The following is a 21,053-nucleotide window of genomic DNA, read 5'->3' on the forward strand; positions in this document are numbered from 1 at the left end:
AAAAAGGCTTATGCCATCAGTTCGTTACCGGACACGCGCATTAGGATGCGGAACAGCGCAACGCGACTTCAGCGGGATGAGTTATTTGGAATGCGGGTAGCTACATAAGCATCACGATGAGCCCGAGGATCGCGACGCTGCCTATCCCGTGCCCGGGATTTTCCCAATATCCACCTGGTCGAAGGGCCTGCACACGCAGGAATTCGTCAAGGGCTCGTCGCGGGCTCTAGATCAAGGACCTAAAGCAGGTCGATTTTGGCGCTCACGTGCCCCAGCTTTCCGAAATCCGCGGTGATCGATTGACCCGGCCCGACTTCGTGCACCCCGGTGATTGCTCCGCTCGAAATCCACCAGCCATCGCGCGGTTCGATTTGGCGGCGATGAAGGTTTTCGAGCAGAAAGCGCGCCGCGCCGAATGGGCCGTCCAACATGGAGAGGGTGCTTGCACGCCCCGCTTCCGATCCGTCGATCGAAAGGATCACCTCGACCGAGTCCAGATCGGCCCAGAAGCTCGGATCGACACGTGGACCGAGCACGAGGCCAGCGTTGTTGCCGTGATCGGACACGGTCACGCACGGACCGTCCCGGTTGATCCCGGGATAAGGAGAGGAGGCGATCTCGATTCCGACGCGAATCTCGCCGATCCACTCCATCGCTGCCTGCTTGGTCAAGGGGAGGGCGGCCTCAGCGGGTCGGGCGATGCGCAACATGAATTCGGCTTCGGCTGCAGCAAAACCGCCATCGAAGACCCCCATCGAGCGCGGGCTGCCCAAATCCTCGAAGATGCTGTCGGAGAAGATCGGGCCGGCAAGGCGATCCGCGCCCAATCGCTCGTCGTCGGGCGCGTTGATCCGCCCGACCTTCCACCCGCCGACCGGACGGTCCCACAGCGCGAGCGCGGCATCCTGGATGGCATAGGCCTGGCTGAGGTCGGCGGGCGCCGTCCCCGGATAAGCCGGCAGCGCACGCCCCGATCGCCTGGCATGGACGAAAGCTTCGGCAACCTCCCGAGCGGCCACACCCAAAACGGTATCTCCCCCTGAAATGCTCATTACACGACATGCTTTGGCGCATTGGGAAACCGGTGTCAAAATGTTTGTCCGGCGGCTATGACCGGGCGAGGACGACAGGCGCGCCAAGTGCGCTATACACACGGCGCCGAATCTCTATCGTCGGTCGCCAAGCCATGTTGAGGGGAAATTCGAGCCGATGGCGAAGTCCGAAAAGCAGCCGACGATCAACGATGTCGCGCGGATCGCCGGGGTGTCGAAGAAGACCGTCAGCCGGGTCATCAACCGCTCGGTGCTGCTGAAGCCCGACACGCGCGAGAAGGTCGAGGCGGTGATCGCGCAGCTTGGCTACGTGCCCAATCCACAGGCGCGCGCGCTCGCGCTGCGGCGCAATTTCCTGCTCGGCCTGCTGCACGACAATCCGAACGCGCAGACGGTACTCAACTCTCAGGAAGGCGTGCTCGACGCGATCCGCGACACCGAATTCGCGCTGGTCGTACGCCCGGTCGATCGCCACTCGCCCGACATGCTCGACGACATCCGCCAGTTTCTGGAGAAGCAACGCCTCTACGGCGTGCTGATCCTGCCGCCGGTGTCGGAGAACGACGATCTCGCGGCGCTGTGCCGGGAGATCGGCTGCGGCTACGTGCGGATGGGCTCGGCTGAGCTCGACAGCGGCGAACACATGGTCGAATCGAACGATCGCGAGGCGGTCGAGCGTGCGGTCGACTACCTCGTGGAGATGGGCCACACCCGCATCGCGATGATCCTGGGCCCCGAGGGCTTCCGTTCCGCGTACGAGCGGCGCGAGGGTTTCCTCGCGGCGATGAAGCGCCACGAGCTCGAAATCCGCCCCGAACTGATGGCCCCGGGGGAATATACCTTCGATTCGGGCATGGCCGCGGCGGAAACGCTCCTCGCCATGTTGCCGCGGCCGACTGCGATCTTCGCCAGCAACGACGAGATGGCCGCCGGCGCGCTCCATGTCGCGCGCCGCCACGACCTGCAGGTGCCCGACGACCTTTCGTTGGTCGGGTTCGACGATTCGGCGATCGCGGCGCATATCTGGCCACCGTTCACCACGGTGCGCTGGCCGATCCGGGCGATGGCGAACGCGGCCGCACTCAAGCTCATCAACCCGTCGGAAGCGGCCGAGCAGCCATCGCATTTCTTGTCCGATCTCGTGCGCCGCAGCTCGGTTTCGCGGCCCAATTCGACGGCTTGAGATGCTAGAGGTTGAAATCGAGGGGTGATCGGCGCTAATACGTCTATGACACCGGTTTCCAAATTGGCCCGGCGCGGGCCGGAGAGAGAGGTTCCCATGAAGATCGCCCTTATCACCGAGAACAGCCAGGCCGCGAAGAACGGCGTGATCCACGATGCGCTGACGACCGTCGCCGAACCCCTCGGGCACGAGGTGTTCAACTACGGCATGTACACGCCCGAAGACGCGACATCGCTGACGTACGTCATGAACGGCCTGCTCACCGGCATCTTGCTGAATTCGAAGGCGGCGGATTTCGTCGTCACCGGCTGCGGCACCGGAATGGGCTCGATGCTGGCCTGCAATTCGATGCCGGGCGTCTTCTGCGGGCTGGTGATCGACCCGACCGACGCCTTCCTGTTCGGCCAGATCAACGACGGCAACGCGATTTCGATGCCTTACGCCAAGGGCTTCGGCTGGGCTGCCGAGCTCAACCTGCAGGATGTCTACCGCAAGCTGTTCGATGGCGAGCGCGGCCTCGGCTATCCCAAGGAGCGGGCCGAGATCATGCGCGCCAATCGCGGCATTCTGAAGGACCTCAAGGCGGCATCGTGCCACGACATGCTGACAGTCCTGAAGAACGTCGATCAGGATCTGCTGAAGACGGCGATCGCGGGCGAGCGTTTCGGCGAATACTTCTATGCGAACTCGCAGGACGCCGCGATCAGCGACTATCTCCGCGGTCTCTCGGCCGATGCCGCCACGCAAGGCGTGGCCGAACCCGCCCTTTCCTGATCGCGCCCGAAGGCGGAAAAGTACGAGGGGGAGCCGATGGCAAACAGCCTTTTCGATCTGACGGGGCGCGTCGCGGTGGTGACCGGGGCCAACACCGGCATCGGCCAGGGCATCGCGCTGGCGCTGGCCGAAGCGGGCGCGGACATCGCCGCGGTCGGCCGCAGCGAGGCGGGTGAAACCGCCGAGAAGGTTCGCGCGCTGGGGCGCAAGTGCGAACTGGTTTCGGCCGACCTGTCGTCGATCGCGCCGGTGGGCGATGTCGTCGACACGGTCGTGTCGCGGCTCGGCCGGCTGGACATCCTGGTCAACAACGCCGGGATCATCCGGCGCGACGACGCGCTCGATTTTTCGGAAGTGGACTGGGATGCGGTGATGGACACCAATCTCAAGTCGCTGTTCTTCCTGTGCCAAGCCGCGGCGCGGCACATGGTCGGCTGGTCGAGCCAGGACGGCGAGCGGGCCAAGATCATCAACATCGCCTCGATGCTCACCTTCCAGGGCGGCATCCGCGTGCCGAGCTACACCGCGAGCAAGAGCGGCGTGGGCGGCCTCACCAAGCTGCTCGCGAACGAATGGGCGGCGAAGGGCATCAACGTCAACGCGATCGCGCCGGGCTATATCGCGACCAACAACACCGCCGCGCTCCAGGCGGACGAGACGCGCAACCGCCAGATCGTCGAGCGTATTCCCGAAGGCCGCTGGGGCGACCCTGCGGATATCGGCGGCGCGGCGGTGTTCCTCGCGAGCAGGGCGGCCGACTACGTCCAGGGCCACGTGCTCGCGGTCGACGGCGGTTGGCTGGCGCGATGAACGCCGCTGCCGGCAGCCCGGTCGTCTGCTTCGGCGAACTGCTGCTGCGGTTTTCGACCCGGAACGGCGTGGCGCTCGCCCGCACGCGCGAATGCGGGGTCGACGTCGGCGGGGCCGAAGCGAACGTCGCGGCCGCGCTGGCGAGCCTCGGGCAGCCATGCCGGATGGTGTCCGCGGTGCCCGACAACCCGCTCGGCCGGATGGCGCGAATGGCGCTCGCCTCGGCCGGGGCGGACACCGCGCACGTTGCTTCGCGCGTCGGGCGCATGGGGCTCTATTTCTACGAGCCGCCCGCCGGGCCGATCGCCGGGCGCGTCACTTACGACCGCGCCGGTAGCGCATTCGCGCAGGCGCGGCCGGAAGACTTCGATTTCGCCGGCGCGCTCGAAGGCGCGGCGCTGCTCCACATATCGGGCATTACGCCTGCGCTTGGGCCGGGCGGCGTCGGACTTGCGCGGGCCGCCACGGCAGCGGCAGAGGCCGCCGGGGTGCCGATCTGCTTCGACGGTAACTATCGCGCGAACCTGTGGGATGCGTGGGAGTCAGATCCGCAGGGCATATTGCAGGAACTGGTGGGGCACGCACAGATGCTGATCGGCAACCATCGCGACATCTCGCTCCTGCTCGGCAGAGTATTTTCGGGCGATGGGCCCGACCGGCGTCGCGAGGCGGCGGAGGCGGCGTTCGAAGCCTTTCCGAAGCTCGAACTGATCGCTTCGACCGCGCGGCATGTAGAGACGGGGCAGGTCCATCGCCTCGCCGCGCGCGTAGATCTGCGGGGCGGGCACTGGCAGACCGAAGAGGTGCGGATCGAGGGCATCGTCGATCGCATCGGTACCGGCGACGCCTTCGCCGCGGGGCTACTGCTACGCTACCTCGAAGGCGCGTCGGCGCAAGACATGGCGAAGTCGGCGCTGGCGATGGCGGTGATGAAGCACGGCACGCCCGGCGACATGATCCTGGCGAGCCGGGCGGAACTCGACGGGTTCGATCCCGGTGGCGACGTGAGGCGCTAAGAATGGACAGACGGACCTTCGTGAGATCGGGAGCAGCCGTCGGCGCGCTGCTCGCTTCGCAGGCGACTTTCGCGCAAGGCGACCCGCGCGTCGGGCGATACCGCGGCATGAACGCCAGCGGCGTGGCGGCTTTCCTCGGCATCCGCTACGCGCGCGCCGCCCGCTTCGCGCCGCCGGTGCCCGAGCCTTTCGCCGGCGAGCCGCTGTCCGCGACCGCCTTCGGGCCGATCGCGCCACAGCGAGGGCTCGGCGACTTCGCGCAGAGCGAGGACTGCCTGTTCCTCAACGTCTGGACGCCCGACGCCGACCGCCGCGCGCGCCGCGCGGTGATGGTCTATTTCCACGGCGGGGCCTACAATTCGGGCACGGTCACCGATCCGCTGACACACGGCCAGCATCTCGCGGCGCAAGGCGACGTGGTGGTGGTTTCGGTCAACCAGCGCATCAACGTGTTCGGCTACGGCTGGCTCGCGCCGTTCGGCGAGCGGTTCGCCGACAGCGGCAATCTGGGGCAGCTCGACCTGATCTGCGCGCTGCGCTGGGTGCGCGACAACATCGCCGCGTTCGGCGGCGACCCGTCGCGGGTGATGGTATTCGGCCAATCGGGCGGCGGGGCCAAGATCGCCACGCTGATGGCGATGCCTGCCGCCGACGGACTGTTTCATTCGGCTGCGACGATGAGCGGACAGCAGGTAACCGCCAGCGGGCCGGGCAACGCGCTCAAGCGGACCCGCGCCTTCCTGGCGCAGATCGGGCTGGGCGAGGGCGATATCGAGGCCTTGCTGACGCTGCCGGTCGAACGGCTGGTCGAAGGGCTGGAGGCGACCGATCCGGTGCTGGGCGGCGGCGTCTATTTCGGGCCGGTGCTCGACATGACCAACCTGCCGCGCCATCCGTTTTGGCCCGACGCCGCGCCGCAATCGCTGCGGATCCCCATGATCCTCGGCAACACCGCGCAGGAAACCCGTGCCTTCATCAACCCGCGCGGCCCCGTGCTCGAGGGGATCGACTGGAGCAACCTCGCGCAGCGCATCGCGCCGCAGATAAAGGTCGACCTCGCGCCAGATTGGGTCGTCGCGCAGTATCGCGCGCAGTTCCCCGCATGGTCGCCGGAGGAGGTGTTCTACGCCGCGACCACCGCCGGAAGGAGCTGGCCGGGCCAGGTGATCGAAGCCGACGAGCGGGCGAAGGCGGGCGCGGAGAAGACCTGGGTCTATCAGCTCGATCGCCCGTCGCCCGTCGATCCGTTGCGCGGGGCGGCGCATACCGACGACATTCCCTATGTCTTCGGCACGCTCGCCGCGCCCCGCAGCTATTCCGGCACGGGTTGGCGCGCACGCGACATCAGCAAGACGATGATCGCCGCATTCGCCGGCCTCGCCCGCACCGGCCGCCCGGGGCTGGCGGCGTGGACGCCCTACACCGTGCCGGCACGTGAAACGCTCGTCGTGGGCGAGGATGCCATCGCGATGCGCGACGATCCCCGCCGCTGGCAGCGCGAACTGTGGGCGACCGCGCCTTATATCCAGCCGGGAATCTAGGCCCAATCGACATTCAGCCCTGACGGCCTGCAAATGTCCGTTCTGCGCGCTTCCGGTACTCACGGGCTGAAAGCCCGCTGCGCTCCGGGTCACGCAAAACCGACATTTTCATCACGCCATCATCTGAACGTCGATCGGGCCTAGTCCGGCTTCGAGACCGGATAGGCGATGATGATCGAGAGTGGCTCGGGCCCGACCTGACGCATTCCAACCACCGCGCCGTCATAGAGATAGGCGGCCATGCCGGGGCCGAGTTCGGCCTCGACGCCGTCCGACACGACCACCCCGCGGCCCGAGGTGACGTAATAGACCTCGTCGTGCGCGATCGGATGTTCGCCGATCGCCGCGCCGGGATCGAGCACCCGGCGGCGGAATTCCATCGTGCGCGGCTGGGGCGCGGCGTCGCTGATCCGGTAGGCGGTCGACATGCCGATGGCGCCGTGGGGCGGCGCCTCGCGCACCGCCACCTCGGCTTCGGTTACGACGACCATGGGTGGGGCCGCCCCGGCCGGGGGACTGCCCGACGCGGCGGCGCAGGCGGGCAACGCGGCCACGAGCGCGACCGCGGCGATCGTGCGGGTCATTGCTCGACCTCGCGCATCGCACGGTCGCGCGGCGACAAGTGCTCCTGTGCGCCTTCGCTCTGGCCGGGGTAATGGCCGCTCTTCGGCGTCATCGTGTCGAGGTTCCAGTCCGCTTCGCGGAACGGGGCGCTGGTCGCCTCGATCTCGGGATAGCCGCCGACCTCGTCTTCCGAATCGATCACGTCGCCACGACCTTCGGCGATGAAGAAGAGCACGCGGATCTCCTCCTCTCCGCGATCCCACGGGCGCGCGCCGGCTGTGGCGAGCACCGTCGTCTCGACGTCCTGCACCGGCAGGATGTCGTAGCCCGACAGGTCGGTAAGCGGCTCGTCCGCGCGGATCAGCTCGGCCCTCGTCTCGCCGTAGCGGCCGAACTCGGGAAGCGCGTTGCCGTGCCGATCGACCGCGAGGTTGTCGCGCCCGTAGTAGGCGAGATCGCCCACCCCGCCGAGCATCAGGAACGGCAGCCCCTCGTCGGTGTCGTTGCCGCCGCGCATAACATTGCCGACCGCGGTGATCTCGCCGGTGACGTGCGGATGATCGACCCATTCGAGGTCCATCAGGTTGTAGTGTACCGCGCGGTGCTGCGGATTGTAGATCAGGTTGTTGACCATCAGCACCTGCGCGCCGCCCTTCACCAGCGGATGCCGCTCGACGTTGTGCGCCCAGACATTGCGGTCGAAGACGATGCCGGTGGCGTTGTCGTGGATCAGCGAGCCTTTCGAATGCTCGCCCTTCGGGTGGCTCGAATTCGCGAGGCCTTCGGCCGCGAGGTTGAGGCGGAAGGTCACGTTGTGGCTGGTGCCCGCGCGCCATTCCTCGACCGTGTTGCCGGTAAAGCGCGGGCCGCTGGCGGACATGTTCTCGTCCAGCGCCCACATGAAGGTGTTGTTCTCGATCAGGACGTTCGCCGCCGCTGCCGTGGAGAAGGCGTCCGCCTCCCATCCGCTCATTCGCGGCTGGCCGTCGGCGCCGGTGAGCACGCGCAAGTGGCTGATCTTCACATCGTGCGTCTTGAGGTCGATCCCGCCACGCAGCAGCGTGATACCGGGGGAGGGCGCGGTCTGCCCGGCGATGGTGACGAACGGCTCGTCGATCGACAGCACCGAACGTTCGAGGTCGATCGCGCCGCCGACTTCGAACACGATGATTCGCCGCCCTTCGGCCGCCAGTGCTTCGGCGAGGCTGCCCGGCCCGTCCTTGTCGAGCGTGGTCACGCGGATGATCCGGCCCCCGGCGCCGCCTTGAGTGGGATCGGCCGGCTGGGCCGCGAGCGGTGCGGCAAGGGCGAGCGAAAATGCTGCGATCCCCAGCGTCACGGCGGTGATTTTCTTTTTCATCGGTTCTCCTCTCCAACACAACTTGACAAGCCTTGGACGTATATGCAATGAAAAATGACACCGGTTACCAAACAAGCCGGGATGGGAGTTATCGGATGTCGGATGGGCCGGCGGGGAAGAGCCCCGTCGCATGGCCCGCCCCCAAAAGACACCGGTGCCAATTTGGGGAGGAGCTATGAACAGCCGTTTCGTTTCGCGTCGTGCCAAGGCCCTGCTGCTCGCGAGCGGCGCCGTGCTTTTGCCGAGCGCCGCAGCCGCGCAGGATAGCGCGACACTCGATCCCGCAGAAGTCGGTGAGGAGGCCGTCGCCGACGTCGCCGCCACCGAGAACGTGATCGTCGTGTCCGGTTTTCGCGAATCGCTCAACGCCGCGATCGACGCCAAGCGCGACGCGGTCGGCCAGGTCGACGTGATCGTGGCCGAGGATATCGCCAAGTTCCCCGACACCAACCTGGCCGAATCGCTCCAGCGCATTCCGGGCGTGGCCATCGAACGCGATGCGGGCGAAGGGCGGCAGATCACCGTGCGCGGCCTCGGCGCGCAGTTCACGCGTGTGCGCGTCAACGGAATGGAAACGATCGCGACCTCGGTCGACGGCGCTTCGTTCAACCGCGACCGCGCGTTCGACTTCAACGTCTTCGCGTCCGAACTGTTCAACTCGATCGTGGTCAACAAGACCGCTTCGGCCAAGCTCGACGAGGGTTCGCTCGGCGCGGTGATCGATCTCAACACCGGCAGCCCGCTCGCCTATGGCGCGGGCACCAAGCTCGTCGCTTCGGCGCAGGCGCGCTACAACACGCTGAACGAGGACATTTCGCCGCGTCTCGCCGGCCTCGCCGCGTGGACCAATGCCGACGAAACGTTCGGGGTTTCGGCCTCGGTTGCCTGGTCGAAGTACGAGACGCCCGAACTGGGCAACAATTCGGTGCGCTGGGCGCAGGCCGCATTCCGCTCGGTCGACGGGGTCGACTGCGCCGCGAACCCTGCCGACGCTGGTTGCGCCGAAGTCGCCGACGCCTTCCACCCGCGCATTCCGCGCTACGGCCTGGTCAACCACGAGCGCGAGCGCCTGGGCGCCACCGGCGCGATCCAGTTCCGCCCATCCGACCGCACCAACATCGAGGTCAACGCGCTCTATTCGAACTTCAAGGAAGATCGCGACGAATACTGGGGCGAAGTCTTGCTGCGCTCCGAGGAAGACGGGATCGACGTCACCAACTACACCATCGATGGCGACAACAATCTCATCCGCGCGGATCTGAACAATGCCTATATCCGCAACGAGCGCTATCACCGCGAAAGCGAAACCGATTTCTACCAGATTTCGGGCAAGCTGGAGCAGGGCTTCGGCGATTTCAACGCCACCCTGTTCGGCGGGATTTCCAAATCCGATGCGTCGATTCCGGTCGAGACGAGCCTGATGTTCGACGATCTCGACGGCGTCTACAGCTACGATTACACGGACATGGAATTCCCGCTGCTGGTGTTCGGCACCGACGTGACCGATCCGACCAATTTCGAGCTCGCCGAATTCCGCGACCGCCCGAGCAGCGTCGAGAACAAGTTCAAGACCGTTTCGTTCGACCTCGAGTGGGAGGCGACCGACGGGCTGGTGCTGTCGGCCGGGCCGTTCTTCCGGCAGTACGACTTCTTCACCACCGGCGCGCGGCGCGACAGCACCTATTGCGCCGCCTTCGACTGCGCGCCGGGCACCAACGGGCTTCCCGTCACCGCCGATATCGCCGAACTGTTCGAGCTCGGCGACGCCGGGCAGCCCGACGGCAACACGAATTCGTGGGTCGTCCCCGATCTCGACGCGATCACCGACCTGATCGATCTCTACGGCATCCCCGCGGTCACCGCGCAGGGCGACGAGCGCGAGGTGCGCGAGCAGACGAAGGGCGGATATTTCCAGACCGATTTCGACATCGATCCGGGCGTGAGGATAACGGGCAACTTCGGCGTCCGGTACATTCGCACCGACCAGCGCTCGCGCGGGTTCGTCAGCGGGCAGTACGTCACGATCGAACGCGATTACGACGATTTCCTCCCCGCGGTGAACGTCAACGTCTTTCCGACCGACGATTTCATCATCCGTGGGGCGATCGCCAAGGTGCTCACGCGTCCGTCGCTCGGCAGCCTCACGCCGGGCGGCTCGGTCGACCAGTTCAACTTCCGTATCTCGACTGGCAACCCGTTCATCGAGCCCTACCGAGCGACCAACTACGACCTGTCGTTCGAATGGTACTTCGACCAGGGGGCGCTGCTCTCGCTCGCGCTGTTCCAGAAGGACGTCGAGAGTTTCCCGATCGGCGATTCGATCGAGATCACCTACGCCCAGAGCGGGTTGCCGCTCTCGCTCCTCACGCCCGGCACGCCCGCCTACCAGGCGGTGGTCGACGGCGAAGATCCGGGGCGACTGTTCGAATCGCGTACGACGATCAACGGCGAGGGCGCGAGTATAAAGGGCGCCGAGCTGGGCCTGAACCTGCCGTTCTCGGTCTTCGGCGACGCGTTGAGCGACTTCGGTGTGCTCGGCAACGTGACGTATGTCGACAGCTCGGCGGATACGGATTTCGGTGGCGATGTCGGGGTTCTCACCCGCTCGTTCTTCGGCGTGTCGAAGTATTCGGCGAACGGCACGGTCTATTACGACAACGGCCGCTTCTCGGTCCGCGTCTCGGGCGCCTACCGCAGCGAGTACATCACCGGCAGCAGCGGCAACAACAACATCTACGAAGGGTTCGACCCGACGTTCAACCTCGATGCCTCGATCCGCTACAAGCTGACCGACAACATCGAACTGACGCTCGACGGGAACAACCTGACCGACGAATACCGCTATCGCTGGGTCGACGATTTCGCCCGCCGCAATTACGAGAACAACCACTTCGGGCGGATCATCATGGCCGGCGCACGCGTCGAATTCTGACGGGCCCCGAGGGTCGCAAACAAGGCGGGTCTGCAGATGAAGAGCGATCGCAGGACACTGCTCGGAGCTGGCGTGCTCATGTCGATCTTCGGGTCGGCCAGGCTTGCGGCGCAGACCGCGCCGCCGGCGGCCGGGGGGGAGCTTCCCCCCGGCCTGCCGCAGCCCGGGGAAACCATCGATCTCTGGCCGAACGGCGCGCCGGGCATGCCCGCGCAGCCACCGGTCGAGACAACCACCGAGCGATCGGAAGACGCGCTCGTGACCGACCGCGCGGTGCTGGGTATCACGGTGCCCCGCATGGCGGTGTTCCGGCCCGACCGGCCCAACGGGGCGGCGGTGCTGTTGATGCCGGGCGGCGGCTACCGTCATGTCGTGGTCGACAAGGAGGGCTACGAGATGGCCCGCTGGCTGACCGCGCGTGGTTTCACCGCTTTCGTGCTGTTCTATCGCTTGCCCTACGACGGCTGGGAGGCAGGGCCCGATGTCTGCCTGTCGGACGCGCAGCGCGCCATGCGGCTGATCCGCCATCGCCACGCCGACTTCGCGATCGATCCCGAGCGCGTGGCCGCGATGGGCTTTTCCGCCGGCGGTCACCTCTGCGCCGATCTCGGCACCCGCTTCGCGCGCAGGACATACGCGCCGGTCGACGATGCCGATGCGCTGAGCGCGAAGCCGGTCTGCGCCGCGCCGATCTATCCGGTTGTATCGATGAGCCTGCCGCACGCGCACCCCGGGTCGCGCGAATTGCTGCTCGGTGCCGACCCGTCGCCAGAGCTGGAGGCGGCGCATTCGCCCGACCGCATGATGCCCGGCGACGCGCCGCCGTTCTTCCTGCTCCATGCGGAAGACGACGACGTTGTGCCGGTCGAGAACACGCTGCTGTTGCGTGCCGGGCTGAAGGCGCGCGGCATTCGGGTGGAAACGCATCTGTTCGAGCATGGCGGACACGGCTTCGGGCTGCGCAAGGCGGTCGGCAAGCCGGTGGAGGCGTGGCCCGAACTCTGGCGCGCATGGACGAAAGGGGCGGGACTGGGATGAATTTTCGCGCAGACAGGCGATCGCTTCTGGCAGGGGCAGGTGCGGCGGGGTTCGCTTCGGCGGTCGGCTTTGCACCCGGCGCGGCGCGCGCGCAGGCGTCGGCGCAAGGCGCTTCGACAGAGCGCTCCTACCGCCGCGGTTTCGACAACCAGCGCGTGCCCGATCAGGGTGATGGCACGTTCCTCAACCCGCTGATCTCCGGCGATCGGCCCGATCCCGCGGTGCTCAAGGACGGCGACGACTACTATGTCACGTTCTCGACCTTCGATGCCTATCCGGGGCTGACGATCTGGCATTCGCGCGATCTGGTGAACTGGCGGCCGCTCCAGCCCGCGCTCTACCGCAACATCGGCTCGGTCTGGGCGCCGAGCCTGCACAAGGATCGCGGGCGCTACCTGCTCTACATCCCGGTTAAGGCGCAGCCGAACGATACGTTCGTGACCTGGGCGGACAGCATCGAAGGGCCGTGGAGCGATCCCGTCCCGCTGGGCCTGCCCGATCACATCGACCCTTGCCATGCCGTGGCGGAAGACGGCAGCCGCTGGCTGTTCCTGTCGGGCGGCGACCGGGTGCGCCTGTCCGAAGACAACCTCTCGCTCGCGGGCGAGATCGAGCACGTCTACGATCCCTGGCGCTATCCGTCGGACTGGGTGGTCGAGGGCTTCGCGCCGGAAGGGCCGAAGATCCATCGCATCGGCGACTGGTTCTACATGCTGACCGCGATCGGCGGGACCGCCGGGCCGCCCACCGGCCACATGGTGATCGCGGCCCGCTCGCGCTCGCTGCACGGGCCGTGGGAGCATCACCCGGGCAATCCGCTGGTGCGCACGACCTCGATCGACGAAGCCTGGTGGTCGCGTGGCCACGCCTCGCTGGTCGAAGGGCCGGACGGGAGCTGGTGGTCGCTCTATCACGGCTATGAAAACGACTTCTGGACGCTGGGCCGCCAGTGCCTGCTCGATCCGGTGCGCTTCACGCCCGACGGCTGGTTCGAGATGACCGGTGGCGACCTGTCGCGCCCGATCGCCAAGCCCAAGGGCGGCGAGGCGCAGCCGCACGGCATGACGCTGAGCGACGATTTCTCGGGGCCGCTGGCGCTCGGCAGCAAGTGGGCGTTCTTCCGCCCCGGCGCGGACGAAGAGGCGCGCGTGCGCGTGGCGGACGGCGCGTTGCACTTCGCCGGGCGGGGCGAGGCCCCTTCGACCGGCTCGCCGCTGCTGCTCACCGCGGGCGACCGCAGCTACAGCTTCGAATGCGACATCGAGATCGCGCCGGGCGGACGCGCTGGGCTGATCCTGTTCTACGACGACAAGCTCTATTGCGGGCTGGGCTTCGACGGCGAGCGGTTCGTGACGCACCAGTACGGGATCGAGCGCGCGCGCCCCGATAACCCGCACGGTGGCCGGATGCGAATGCGGGTCACCAACCGCGAGAACATCGTGACGTTCGACACGAGCGGCGACGATGGGCGCACCTGGCACCGGTTCGACCGCGGGATGGAGGTGTCGGGCTATCATCACAACGTGCGCGGCGGGTTCCTCATGCTGCGCCCGGGGCTCTATGCTGCCGGTCCGGGCGAAGCGAAGTTCCGCGATTTCCGCTTCACCGCGCTCGACGACTGAAAAGGACGCTCACCCACCGATGCCGGACCGTAGCCACATCTCGCGCCGCTCGCTGCTGGCAGGCGGCATCGCGCTTTCGGCAGCCGTGGCGCTGCCCGGGTGCAAGGCGCAGATGACCGGGCTTCTCACCAGCGCCGACGCGCATCCGGCAGACTATCCCACGGTGCGCGCGGTCGAATTCATGGGGCGTTGGCTGGCCGAGCGGACCGCCGGACGGCTAGGCATCAAGGTCTTCCCCGGCGGACAGCTCGGCAGCGAAACCGACACGCTCGAGATCACCAGCTTCGGCGGGCTCGACATCAACCGGGTGAACTTCGCGCCGCTCAATTCGGTCGAGCCGATGACGCTGCCGTTCTCGTTGCCGTTCGTGTTCGAATCGGTCGCGCACATGCGGCGCGTGGTCGACAGCGCGGTGGGCGACGAGGTGCTCGCCGCGATGGAACCGCACGGGTTGATCGGGCTGTGCATCTACGATTCGGGCGCGCGCAATTTCTACAACACCCGCCGCGCGATCCGGACCCCGGCGGATATGGCTGGGCTCAAGCTGCGGGTGCCCGCGTCGGACCTCTATGTCGCGATGATCAACGCGATGGGCGCGAACGCGGTGCCGATCCCTTACAACGAGGTTTACCAGTCGCTCGCCCAAGGCGTGATCGACGGGGCGGAGAACAACTGGCCCTCGTTCGTCAGCGCGCGGCATTACGAGGTGGCGAACTACCTGAGCCTGTCCGAGCATCTGCTCACCCCCGAAGCGCTGGTGATGAGCAAGGCGAGCTGGGACAATATGCCGCCCGGCGATCGCGCGCTGGTGCGGCAGGCCGCGCAGCTGTCGGTCGCCGAAATGCGCCGCCTGTGGGACGCGCGCGTCGAGGAAGCGAAGGCGACGATCGCGCAATCGTCGGTCGAGGTGAACGAGGTCGACAAGGAGGCCTTCTCGGCGCTGATGCGGCCGGTGTGGGACCGGTTCATCACCACGCCGGCGCAGAAAGCGATGGTCGCGCGGATTCTCGAAATGGGGGAGGGGTGAAAATGGCCGCGACGATTGCGCGCCTGCTGGTGGCGTTCGGCTCGGCCGGGCTGGTCGCGATGACCGCGGTCATCGGCTGGCAGGTCTTCGGGCGCTTCGTGCTCGATGCAAGCCCTTCGTGGACCGAGCAGGCCTCGCTCGTGCTGATGATCTGGTACGTCATGTTCGCGTCCGCCGCGGGCGTGTGGGAAGGCTTCCACATCCGCATCGCGTTGCTCGAGGAACGGCTGGGTGAGAAGGCGCGGCCGCTCGCGCGGATCGTCGCCACGGTGGTGGCCGCGATCGGCCTCGTATTGCTCGTCTATGGCGCGCAGATGTGCTGGATCGTGCGCGGCAACGTGATCCCCTCGCTCGGGATCAGCCGCGCGGTCGCCTATTTCCCGCTGCCCGTTTCGGGCCTGCTGATGGCGCTGTTCGCGCTGCCGCAGATCCTCACCGGGCGGCATCCCGCCGACCGGGCGGCAGAGGAAGGGGCCGCCTAATGGAACTGCTGATCCTCTTCGGCGTGCTGTTCCTCATGCTCGCGATCGGCGTGCCGGTCGCGTTCTCGCTGCTCGCCGCCTCGCTCGCCTGCTTCCTCGCGATGGGCATTCCCCCGATCGTGGCGGTCCAGCGGGTCGGCGCGGGCATCAGCGTGTTCACGCTGATGGCGATCCCGTTCTTCATCTTCGCGGGCGACCTCATGTACCGCGCAGGCATCGCCGAGCGGCTGGTGCGCGTTGCCGACGCCGCCGTCGGGCGCGTGCGCGGCGGGCTCGGCATCGTCGATGTCGGCGCCTCGATGATGTTCGGCGCGGTGTCCGGCTCGGCCATCGCGAGCGCCTCGGCGATCGGATCGACGATGGTGCCGCTGATGAAGGACAAGGGCTATCCGGGCGACTATGCGGTCAACGTCACCGTGACCGCGGCGATCGTCGGGCTGCTGATCCCGCCGTCGCACAACATGATCATCTATTCGGCCGCTTCGGGTATCGGCGTGTCGATCGGCGACCTGTTTCTGGCCGGCGTATTTCCCGGCCTGCTGACCGGCCTGATGTTGATGGCGATGGCCTGGATCGTCGCCAAGCGGCGCAGCCTTCCGTTCGGCCGGTTCCCCGGGTGGCGCGAATTCGTCCGCGCCGCCGCCTATGCCTTCCCCGGCCTGATGACCGCGGTAATCATCATGGGTGGCATCCTGAGCGGCTTCTTCACCGCGACCGAAAGTTCGGCGATCGCGGCGATCTACACCGTGCTGATCGGCGTCTTCGTATATCGCAGCCTCGGCTGGAAAGGTTTCTGGGAAGCGGCGGGCAAATCGGTGCGCACCGCGTCGATGGTGCTGTTCATCATCGCGGCGGCGACGGCTTTCGGCTTCGCGCTGGCGCTGCTGGAAGTGCCCGCGGCGCTCGGCGCGCTGATCGGCTTCATCACCGAGAATCCGCTGCTTACGCTGCTGATCATCAACCTGATGCTGCTGGCGCTGGGCACGTTCATGGACATGGCGCCGCTGATCGTGATCACCACGCCGATCTTCCTGCCCGTGGCGATGGGCGTGGGGGTCGATCCGGTGCACTTCGGGATCATCATGATGCTCAATCTCGGTATCGGTCTGGTGACGCCGCCGGTGGGATCGGTCCTGTTCGTCGGATCGGCGGTGGGGGGCATTCCGGTGACCGCGCTGGTGCGCACGATCTGGCCGTTCTACGCCACGTTGCTCGCCGCGCTGGCGCTCGTCACCTACGTTCCGGCCCTGTCGCTGTGGCTGCCGGGGGTGATGGCGCAGTAGTGGCCGTCAGAGCGTGACGCCGCGCTTCCAGATGGAGATCACGCGCTGCCCGCTGCGCTCGGCGGCGGTCGGCTCTCCGCTGGCGATGGCGAGCAGGTGATCGGCGAAGGCGTCCGCCACGGCATCCTGGCCTTCGCTCAGCACCCGCCCGGCGTCGAAGTCGATCCAGCGCGCCTTTTCCTCGGCCAGCTTCGAGTTCGATGCGACCTTCACCGTCGGCACGGGAAAGCCCAACGGGGTTCCGCGCCCGGTGGTGAACAGGATCATTGTCGCCCCGGCCGCCGCCAGCGCGGTCGAGGACACCGCGTCGTTGCCCGGGGCTTCGAGCAGGGTAAGCCCGGGCTCCGTGGCCTGCGCACCATAGTCGATCACGTCGACCAGCGGCGCCTGTCCGCCCTTCTGCACCGCGCCGAGCGACTTTTCCTCGAGCGTGGTGATCCCGCCCGCGATATTGCCCGGCGAGGGGTTTTCCGAAACCGGCTGCCCCTGATCGAGGAAATAGCGTTTGAAGCGGTTGAGCAGCGCCGCCGCATCCTCGAACACCTCGGGCGAGGCCGCGCGCCCGAACAGCGCGTCTTCCGCGCCGAAGATTTCCGGGATTTCGGTGAGTATCGCCCGCGCGCCCGATGCGGCGAGACGATCGCTAAAGCGTCCGAGCAGCGGATTGGCCGTGAGCCCCGAAAGCGCGTCCGAGCCGCCGCATTTCAGGCCGATCGCGAGCGCGGAGGCGGGCGCTTCCTCGCGCCGGGCCAAGGCGAGGTCCTCGGCCAGTTCGCCGACCAAGGCCAGCGCGCGGTCGCGCTCGTCGCCTGGCTCCTGCGCGCGCATGATCCGCAGCTTGCTCCGCGCTTCGGCGGGGACGGCGGCCACCAGGTCGTCGAGCTGGTTCGATTCGCAGCCGAGCCCGATCAGCACGACACCGCCCGCATTGGGATTGGCGCAGAGGCCCGCGAGCGCGCAGCGGGTGCCGGCGAGATCGTCGCCGAGTTGCGAGCAGCCGTGCGGATGGCCGAATCCGGCCACCGCATCGACTTTGCCCGAATGCAACAGCGCGGCCTCGCGCGCCACGTCCTCGGCCAGCGGCGCGACGCAGCCCACGGTGGGCAGGAGCCAGATCTCGTTGCGCGTGGCGAAGCGGCCGTCGGCGCGCCGATAGCCGCGCCACGAAGGCAGCGGGGGGGCGTCGCCGGTGGTGCCCGTCGCCGCAACGGGGCGGTAGGCGAGTTCGCCCGAGAGGCAGGTGGCGAGATTGTGCGTGTGGACGTGATCGCCCGCCGCGATTGCCTGCGTGGCGCGCCCGATCCGCGCGCCGAAACGGTGGACCGCTGCTCCCGCGGCGACGGGCGTCAGCGCGAACTTGTGACCCTGCGGAATTTCCGAGCGCACGCGGACGCTCACTCCGTTGGCCTCGACGTCCGTGCCGAGTGGGATCGGTCGCAGTGCGGTTGCGACATCGTCCACCGGATGGGCGCGAATTGCCTCCACTGGTGTCTCCCTACCGATGGGGTGCCATAGCCATAGAATCGCGGAATTGCGTTTATGATACCGGTTTCCATATGCTTCGCCAAGTGGCATATGGGACAGGCTTCGAACCGGCGCGACAGAGGACATTCATGCTCCGCGAATTGCATCTCCACCCCGACCGGCTGCTGCCGACCGAATCCGGCATCCGCGATCTGGCGCGCGAACTCTACCGCTCGGTCGCGGATTTGCCGATCGTCAGCCCGCACGGCCATACCGACCCTTCGTGGTTCGCGACGAACGCGGCGTTCGGCAATGCGACCGAACTGCTGCTGGTGCCCGACCATTACCTGTTCCGTATGCTCTACTCGCAAGGGGTCCGGCTCGCGGATCTCGGCATCGGCGGCAGCGAGGCCGATCCGCGCGCGGCCTGGCGGATTCTGGCGGAGAACTATCACCTGTTCCGCGGCACGCCGTCGCGGCTGTGGCTCGACTGGGTCTTCGCCGAGGCGTTCGGTATCGACGTGCGGCTGGATGGCGAAACCGCCGATCATTACTACGACACGATCACCGACATGCTGGCGACCGAGGCATTCCGCCCGCGCGCGCTGTTCGACCGCTACAACATCGAGGCAATCGCGACGACCGAGAGCCCGCTCGACACGCTCGACCACCACCGCGCGATCGCCGCGAGCGACTGGGGCGGGCGGGTCCTGACCGCCTACCGGCCCGATCCGGTGGTCGATCCCGAGTTCCAGGGGTTCGCGCAGAACCTCGCCCGGTTCTCGCAGGTCTCGGGAAAGGATTGCGACACCTGGGCCGGTTATCTCGCCGCGCACCGCGCGATGCGCGAAATCTTCAAGGATGCCGGGGCGACTTCGACCGATCACGGCCACCCGACAGCGGCCACCGCGAACCTTTCCGCGACCGAGGCGGAGACGCTGTTCGACCGCGTGAAGGGCGGCGATGCGAATGCCGCCGATGCCGAGCTGTTCCGCGCGCAGATGCTGACCGAGATGGCCGCGATGAGCCTCGACGACGGGCTGGTCATGCAGATTCACCCGGGCAGCTTCCGAAACCACAACGCCCGCCTGTTCGAGAGCTTCGGGCGCGACAAGGGCGCGGATATTCCGACCCGGACCGATTACGTCCATGCGCTCAAGCCGCTGCTCGACCGCTTCGGGACCGAGAGCGACCTGTCGATCATCCTTTTCACGCTCGACGAGAGCGCGTATGCGCGCGAACTGGCACCGCTCGCGGGCCACTATCCGTGCCTCAAGCTCGGCCCGGCGTGGTGGTTCCACGACAGCCCGGAAGGCATGCGGCGTTTCCGCCGGATGACGACCGAGACCGCCGGGTTCTACAATACTGTCGGGTTCAACGACGACACGCGGGCTTTCCTTTCGATCCCCGCCCGCCACGATGTCGCGCGCCGGATCGACTGCGGTTTCCTGGCCGAACTCGTCGCCGAACACCGGATCGAGGACTGGGAAGCGGCGGACCTGGCGCGCGAGCTCGCCTGCGATCTGGCGCGCAAGGCCTACCGCTTGTGAGGCTCTTGCCCGAAACGATCGAGCGGCTGCCCAGCGAAGTGATGCGGTTCGGATACGACCGTGACCGGCAGGCGATCGGCATCGTCCATTTCGGGATCGGCGCGTTCCACCGGGCGCATCAGGCCTGGTACACCGATCTCGCGATGAGCGCGGGGGAACGCGACTGGGCGCTCAGCGGCGTTTCGCTGCGCTCGCGCGCGGTCGCGGAGCAGTTGAACCCGCAATCGGGGCTCTACACGCTGACGGAGCGATCCGGCGAAATGGCGGAAACGCGTGTCGTGGGGGCGGTGCGCGAAGTGCTGTTCGCGCCCGAGGATGCGCGGGAGGTTATCGACCGCATCGCCGCGCCGGAATGCCGAATCGTCAGCTTCACGGTGACCGAGAAGGGCTATTGCCGCGCCGAGGGGGGCGAACTGGACCTCGCGCTGGCCGAAGCGAGCTTCTATCCGTTGCTCGGCGAGGCGCTGGCGCTTCGCGCGAGCCGCGGCCTTCCCGGCATCACCCTGCTGTGCTGCGACAATCTGGCGGACAATGGCGCGGTGCTCGGCCGCCTGATGCGCGATTGGCTCGGCGCCCGCACGCCCGATGCGATCGACTGGTTCAAGGATCGCTGCACCACGCCCTCGACGATGGTCGATCGTATCGTGCCGCGCTCTGCGTCCGACGATCTCGCCGATCTCGAGCGCCGTCTGGGGCAGAAGGACGAAGGCGCGATATTCACCGAACGGTTCAGCCAGTGGGTGATCGAGGACCGGTTCGCCAATGGCCGGCCCGCATGGGAGCGGCACGGGGCCGAAATGGTGGACGATGTCGCGCCCTACGAACTGGCCAAGCTGCGGATGCTCAACGGCGCGCATTCGCTGCTCGCCTATTGCGGCCTGCGCAAGGGATATACGTTCGTCCACGAGGCGGTGGCCGATCCCGAACTGCGCACGCTGGCGGAACGGCTGATGACCGACGAAGCCGCGCCGACAGTCGAAGCCGCAGAGGGGCAGGATCTCGCCGCGTACTCGCACCAGTTGCTGGCGCGCTTCGCCGATCCCGCGCTGCGCCACCGGCTCGCCCAGATCGCGATGGACGGGACGCAGAAGATTCCCCAGCGCTGGCTCGATACTGTGCTCTGGCACAGTGACCGGGGCGGCGATACGCCGGCGATCCGCGAAGCGTTCGACGCGTGGTGCTGGCACCTCGCCGATGGCCGCTTCGTCGACGATCCGCACGGCGTTGTGCTCCGTCAAGCGGCACGCGCGGGCAAAGACGAAATTCTGGATTTAAGCCTGGGGCGCACCGAAAAGGCTCTATGGCCGGGCTATCGGGTCATACGAACCTTGCTAGCGGCCGCGTGAGCACCAGCG

At 67.1% G+C, this 21,053-nt stretch carries 17 protein-coding genes; 13 read left to right on the forward strand and 4 right to left on the reverse strand.

The annotated features are described in order from the left end of the window. Positions 1-239: 239 nt before the first annotated feature. On the reverse strand, positions 240-1,052 hold the full coding sequence (locus tag ACE3QC_RS11790; protein ID WP_374408456.1) for a 2-keto-4-pentenoate hydratase: 813 nt from the start codon (positions 1,050-1,052) through the stop codon (positions 240-242). A 157-nt stretch (positions 1,053-1,209) separates the two neighbouring features. Between ACE3QC_RS11790 and ACE3QC_RS11795 the strand changes: the two genes are divergently transcribed. The 5 genes from ACE3QC_RS11795 (at position 1,210) to ACE3QC_RS11815 (ending at position 6,376) form a co-directional block, all read left to right on the forward strand. Beyond that, positions 1,210-2,235, forward strand: coding sequence for a LacI family DNA-binding transcriptional regulator (locus tag ACE3QC_RS11795; protein WP_374408458.1), 1,026 nt, complete (start codon positions 1,210-1,212; stop codon positions 2,233-2,235). 96 nt (positions 2,236-2,331) lie between these two features. Beyond that, entirely contained in the window at positions 2,332-3,009 is a 678-nt protein-coding gene (locus ACE3QC_RS11800; RefSeq protein WP_374408460.1) for an RpiB/LacA/LacB family sugar-phosphate isomerase, read from the forward strand. A 36-nt stretch (positions 3,010-3,045) separates the two neighbouring features. Continuing rightward, positions 3,046-3,819: a 2-dehydro-3-deoxy-D-gluconate 5-dehydrogenase KduD gene (kduD, locus tag ACE3QC_RS11805; protein WP_374408461.1), complete on the forward strand. Its 774-nt coding sequence runs from the start codon at positions 3,046-3,048 to the stop codon at positions 3,817-3,819. Further along, entirely contained in the window at positions 3,816-4,835 is a 1,020-nt protein-coding gene (locus ACE3QC_RS11810; protein ID WP_374408463.1) for a sugar kinase, read from the forward strand. Before kduD ends, ACE3QC_RS11810 begins: the two co-directional genes overlap by 4 nt. Positions 4,836-4,837: 2 nt before the next feature. Continuing rightward, the gene (locus tag ACE3QC_RS11815) at positions 4,838-6,376 is read left to right on the forward strand and encodes a carboxylesterase/lipase family protein (RefSeq protein WP_374408465.1); all 1,539 of its coding nucleotides are present in this window, start codon (positions 4,838-4,840) and stop codon (positions 6,374-6,376) included. 140 nt (positions 6,377-6,516) lie between these two features. Here the strand turns inward: ACE3QC_RS11815 and ACE3QC_RS11820 are convergent, their stop codons facing one another. Next, positions 6,517-6,867 carry a cupin domain-containing protein gene (locus tag ACE3QC_RS11820; RefSeq protein WP_374408547.1) on the reverse strand — a complete coding sequence of 117 codons (351 nt, stop codon included), beginning with the start codon at positions 6,865-6,867 and terminating at the stop codon, positions 6,517-6,519. 89 nt (positions 6,868-6,956) lie between these two features. Next, positions 6,957-8,300: a pectate lyase gene (locus ACE3QC_RS11825; protein WP_374408467.1), complete on the reverse strand. Its 1,344-nt coding sequence runs from the start codon at positions 8,298-8,300 to the stop codon at positions 6,957-6,959. A 175-nt stretch (positions 8,301-8,475) separates the two neighbouring features. On the opposite strand from ACE3QC_RS11825, the gene ACE3QC_RS11830 reads away from it, so the two are divergent. Genes ACE3QC_RS11830 through ACE3QC_RS11855 form a run of 6 tightly spaced genes read left to right on the forward strand, consistent with a single transcriptional unit; the run spans position 8,476 to position 16,684 of the window. After that, a complete protein-coding gene (locus tag ACE3QC_RS11830) occupies positions 8,476-11,232 on the forward strand; it encodes a TonB-dependent receptor (RefSeq protein ID WP_374408469.1) in 2,757 nt (918 codons plus the stop codon). 36 nt (positions 11,233-11,268) lie between these two features. Beyond that, positions 11,269-12,270 carry an alpha/beta hydrolase gene (locus tag ACE3QC_RS11835; RefSeq protein WP_374408471.1) on the forward strand — a complete coding sequence of 334 codons (1,002 nt, stop codon included), beginning with the start codon at positions 11,269-11,271 and terminating at the stop codon, positions 12,268-12,270. After that, complete coding sequence (locus tag ACE3QC_RS11840) at positions 12,267-13,892, forward strand: family 43 glycosylhydrolase (RefSeq protein WP_374408473.1); 1,626 nt, start codon at positions 12,267-12,269, stop codon at positions 13,890-13,892. Before ACE3QC_RS11835 ends, ACE3QC_RS11840 begins: the two co-directional genes overlap by 4 nt. 19 nt (positions 13,893-13,911) lie before the next feature. Further along, positions 13,912-14,919 (forward strand): TRAP transporter substrate-binding protein, encoded by a 1,008-nt coding sequence (locus ACE3QC_RS11845; RefSeq protein WP_374408475.1) that lies wholly within the window; start codon positions 13,912-13,914, stop codon positions 14,917-14,919. 2 nt (positions 14,920-14,921) lie between these two features. Beyond that, on the forward strand, positions 14,922-15,401 hold the full coding sequence (locus ACE3QC_RS11850) for a TRAP transporter small permease (protein WP_374408476.1): 480 nt from the start codon (positions 14,922-14,924) through the stop codon (positions 15,399-15,401). Continuing rightward, the gene (locus ACE3QC_RS11855) at positions 15,401-16,684 is read left to right on the forward strand and encodes a TRAP transporter large permease (protein ID WP_374408478.1); all 1,284 of its coding nucleotides are present in this window, start codon (positions 15,401-15,403) and stop codon (positions 16,682-16,684) included. Before ACE3QC_RS11850 ends, ACE3QC_RS11855 begins: the two co-directional genes overlap by 1 nt. A 6-nt stretch (positions 16,685-16,690) precedes the next feature. Here ACE3QC_RS11855 and ACE3QC_RS11860 read toward each other — a convergent pair whose 3' ends face one another. Beyond that, positions 16,691-18,169, reverse strand: a complete 1,479-nt coding sequence (locus ACE3QC_RS11860; protein ID WP_374408480.1) for a UxaA family hydrolase — start codon at positions 18,167-18,169, stop codon at positions 16,691-16,693. A gap of 128 nt (positions 18,170-18,297) precedes the next feature. Between ACE3QC_RS11860 and uxaC the strand changes: the two genes are divergently transcribed. Both uxaC and ACE3QC_RS11870 read left to right on the forward strand, forming a co-directional pair. Continuing rightward, positions 18,298-19,698 carry a glucuronate isomerase gene (gene uxaC, locus ACE3QC_RS11865; protein WP_374408482.1) on the forward strand — a complete coding sequence of 467 codons (1,401 nt, stop codon included), beginning with the start codon at positions 18,298-18,300 and terminating at the stop codon, positions 19,696-19,698. Next, on the forward strand, positions 19,695-21,044 hold the full coding sequence (locus tag ACE3QC_RS11870; RefSeq protein ID WP_374408484.1) for a mannitol dehydrogenase family protein: 1,350 nt from the start codon (positions 19,695-19,697) through the stop codon (positions 21,042-21,044). The genes uxaC and ACE3QC_RS11870 overlap by 4 nt, the downstream gene beginning before the upstream one ends. The last annotated feature ends 9 nt before the right edge of the window (positions 21,045-21,053 follow it).

The organism is Pelagerythrobacter sp., assembly GCF_041912895.1.
Classification (GTDB): domain Bacteria; phylum Pseudomonadota; class Alphaproteobacteria; order Sphingomonadales; family Sphingomonadaceae; genus Pelagerythrobacter.

Bases quoted from the DNA above. Each gene is read 5' to 3' on its own strand.
- ACE3QC_RS11790 (WP_374408456.1), bottom strand. From the start codon at position 1,052: ATGAGCATTTCAGGGGGAGATACCGTTTTGGGTGTGGCCGCTCGGGAG.
- ACE3QC_RS11795 (WP_374408458.1), top strand. From the start codon at position 1,210: ATGGCGAAGTCCGAAAAGCAGCCGACGATCAACGATGTCGCGCGGATC.
- ACE3QC_RS11800 (WP_374408460.1), top strand. From the start codon at position 2,332: ATGAAGATCGCCCTTATCACCGAGAACAGCCAGGCCGCGAAGAACGGC.
- kduD (WP_374408461.1), top strand. From the start codon at position 3,046: ATGGCAAACAGCCTTTTCGATCTGACGGGGCGCGTCGCGGTGGTGACC.
- ACE3QC_RS11810 (WP_374408463.1), top strand. From the start codon at position 3,816: ATGAACGCCGCTGCCGGCAGCCCGGTCGTCTGCTTCGGCGAACTGCTG.
- ACE3QC_RS11815 (WP_374408465.1), top strand. From the start codon at position 4,838: ATGGACAGACGGACCTTCGTGAGATCGGGAGCAGCCGTCGGCGCGCTG.
- ACE3QC_RS11820 (WP_374408547.1), bottom strand. From the start codon at position 6,867: ATGGTCGTCGTAACCGAAGCCGAGGTGGCGGTGCGCGAGGCGCCGCCC.
- ACE3QC_RS11825 (WP_374408467.1), bottom strand. From the start codon at position 8,300: ATGAAAAAGAAAATCACCGCCGTGACGCTGGGGATCGCAGCATTTTCG.
- ACE3QC_RS11830 (WP_374408469.1), top strand. From the start codon at position 8,476: ATGAACAGCCGTTTCGTTTCGCGTCGTGCCAAGGCCCTGCTGCTCGCG.
- ACE3QC_RS11835 (WP_374408471.1), top strand. From the start codon at position 11,269: ATGAAGAGCGATCGCAGGACACTGCTCGGAGCTGGCGTGCTCATGTCG.
- ACE3QC_RS11840 (WP_374408473.1), top strand. From the start codon at position 12,267: ATGAATTTTCGCGCAGACAGGCGATCGCTTCTGGCAGGGGCAGGTGCG.
- ACE3QC_RS11845 (WP_374408475.1), top strand. From the start codon at position 13,912: ATGCCGGACCGTAGCCACATCTCGCGCCGCTCGCTGCTGGCAGGCGGC.
- ACE3QC_RS11850 (WP_374408476.1), top strand. From the start codon at position 14,922: ATGGCCGCGACGATTGCGCGCCTGCTGGTGGCGTTCGGCTCGGCCGGG.
- ACE3QC_RS11855 (WP_374408478.1), top strand. From the start codon at position 15,401: ATGGAACTGCTGATCCTCTTCGGCGTGCTGTTCCTCATGCTCGCGATC.
- uxaC (WP_374408482.1), top strand. From the start codon at position 18,298: ATGCTCCGCGAATTGCATCTCCACCCCGACCGGCTGCTGCCGACCGAA.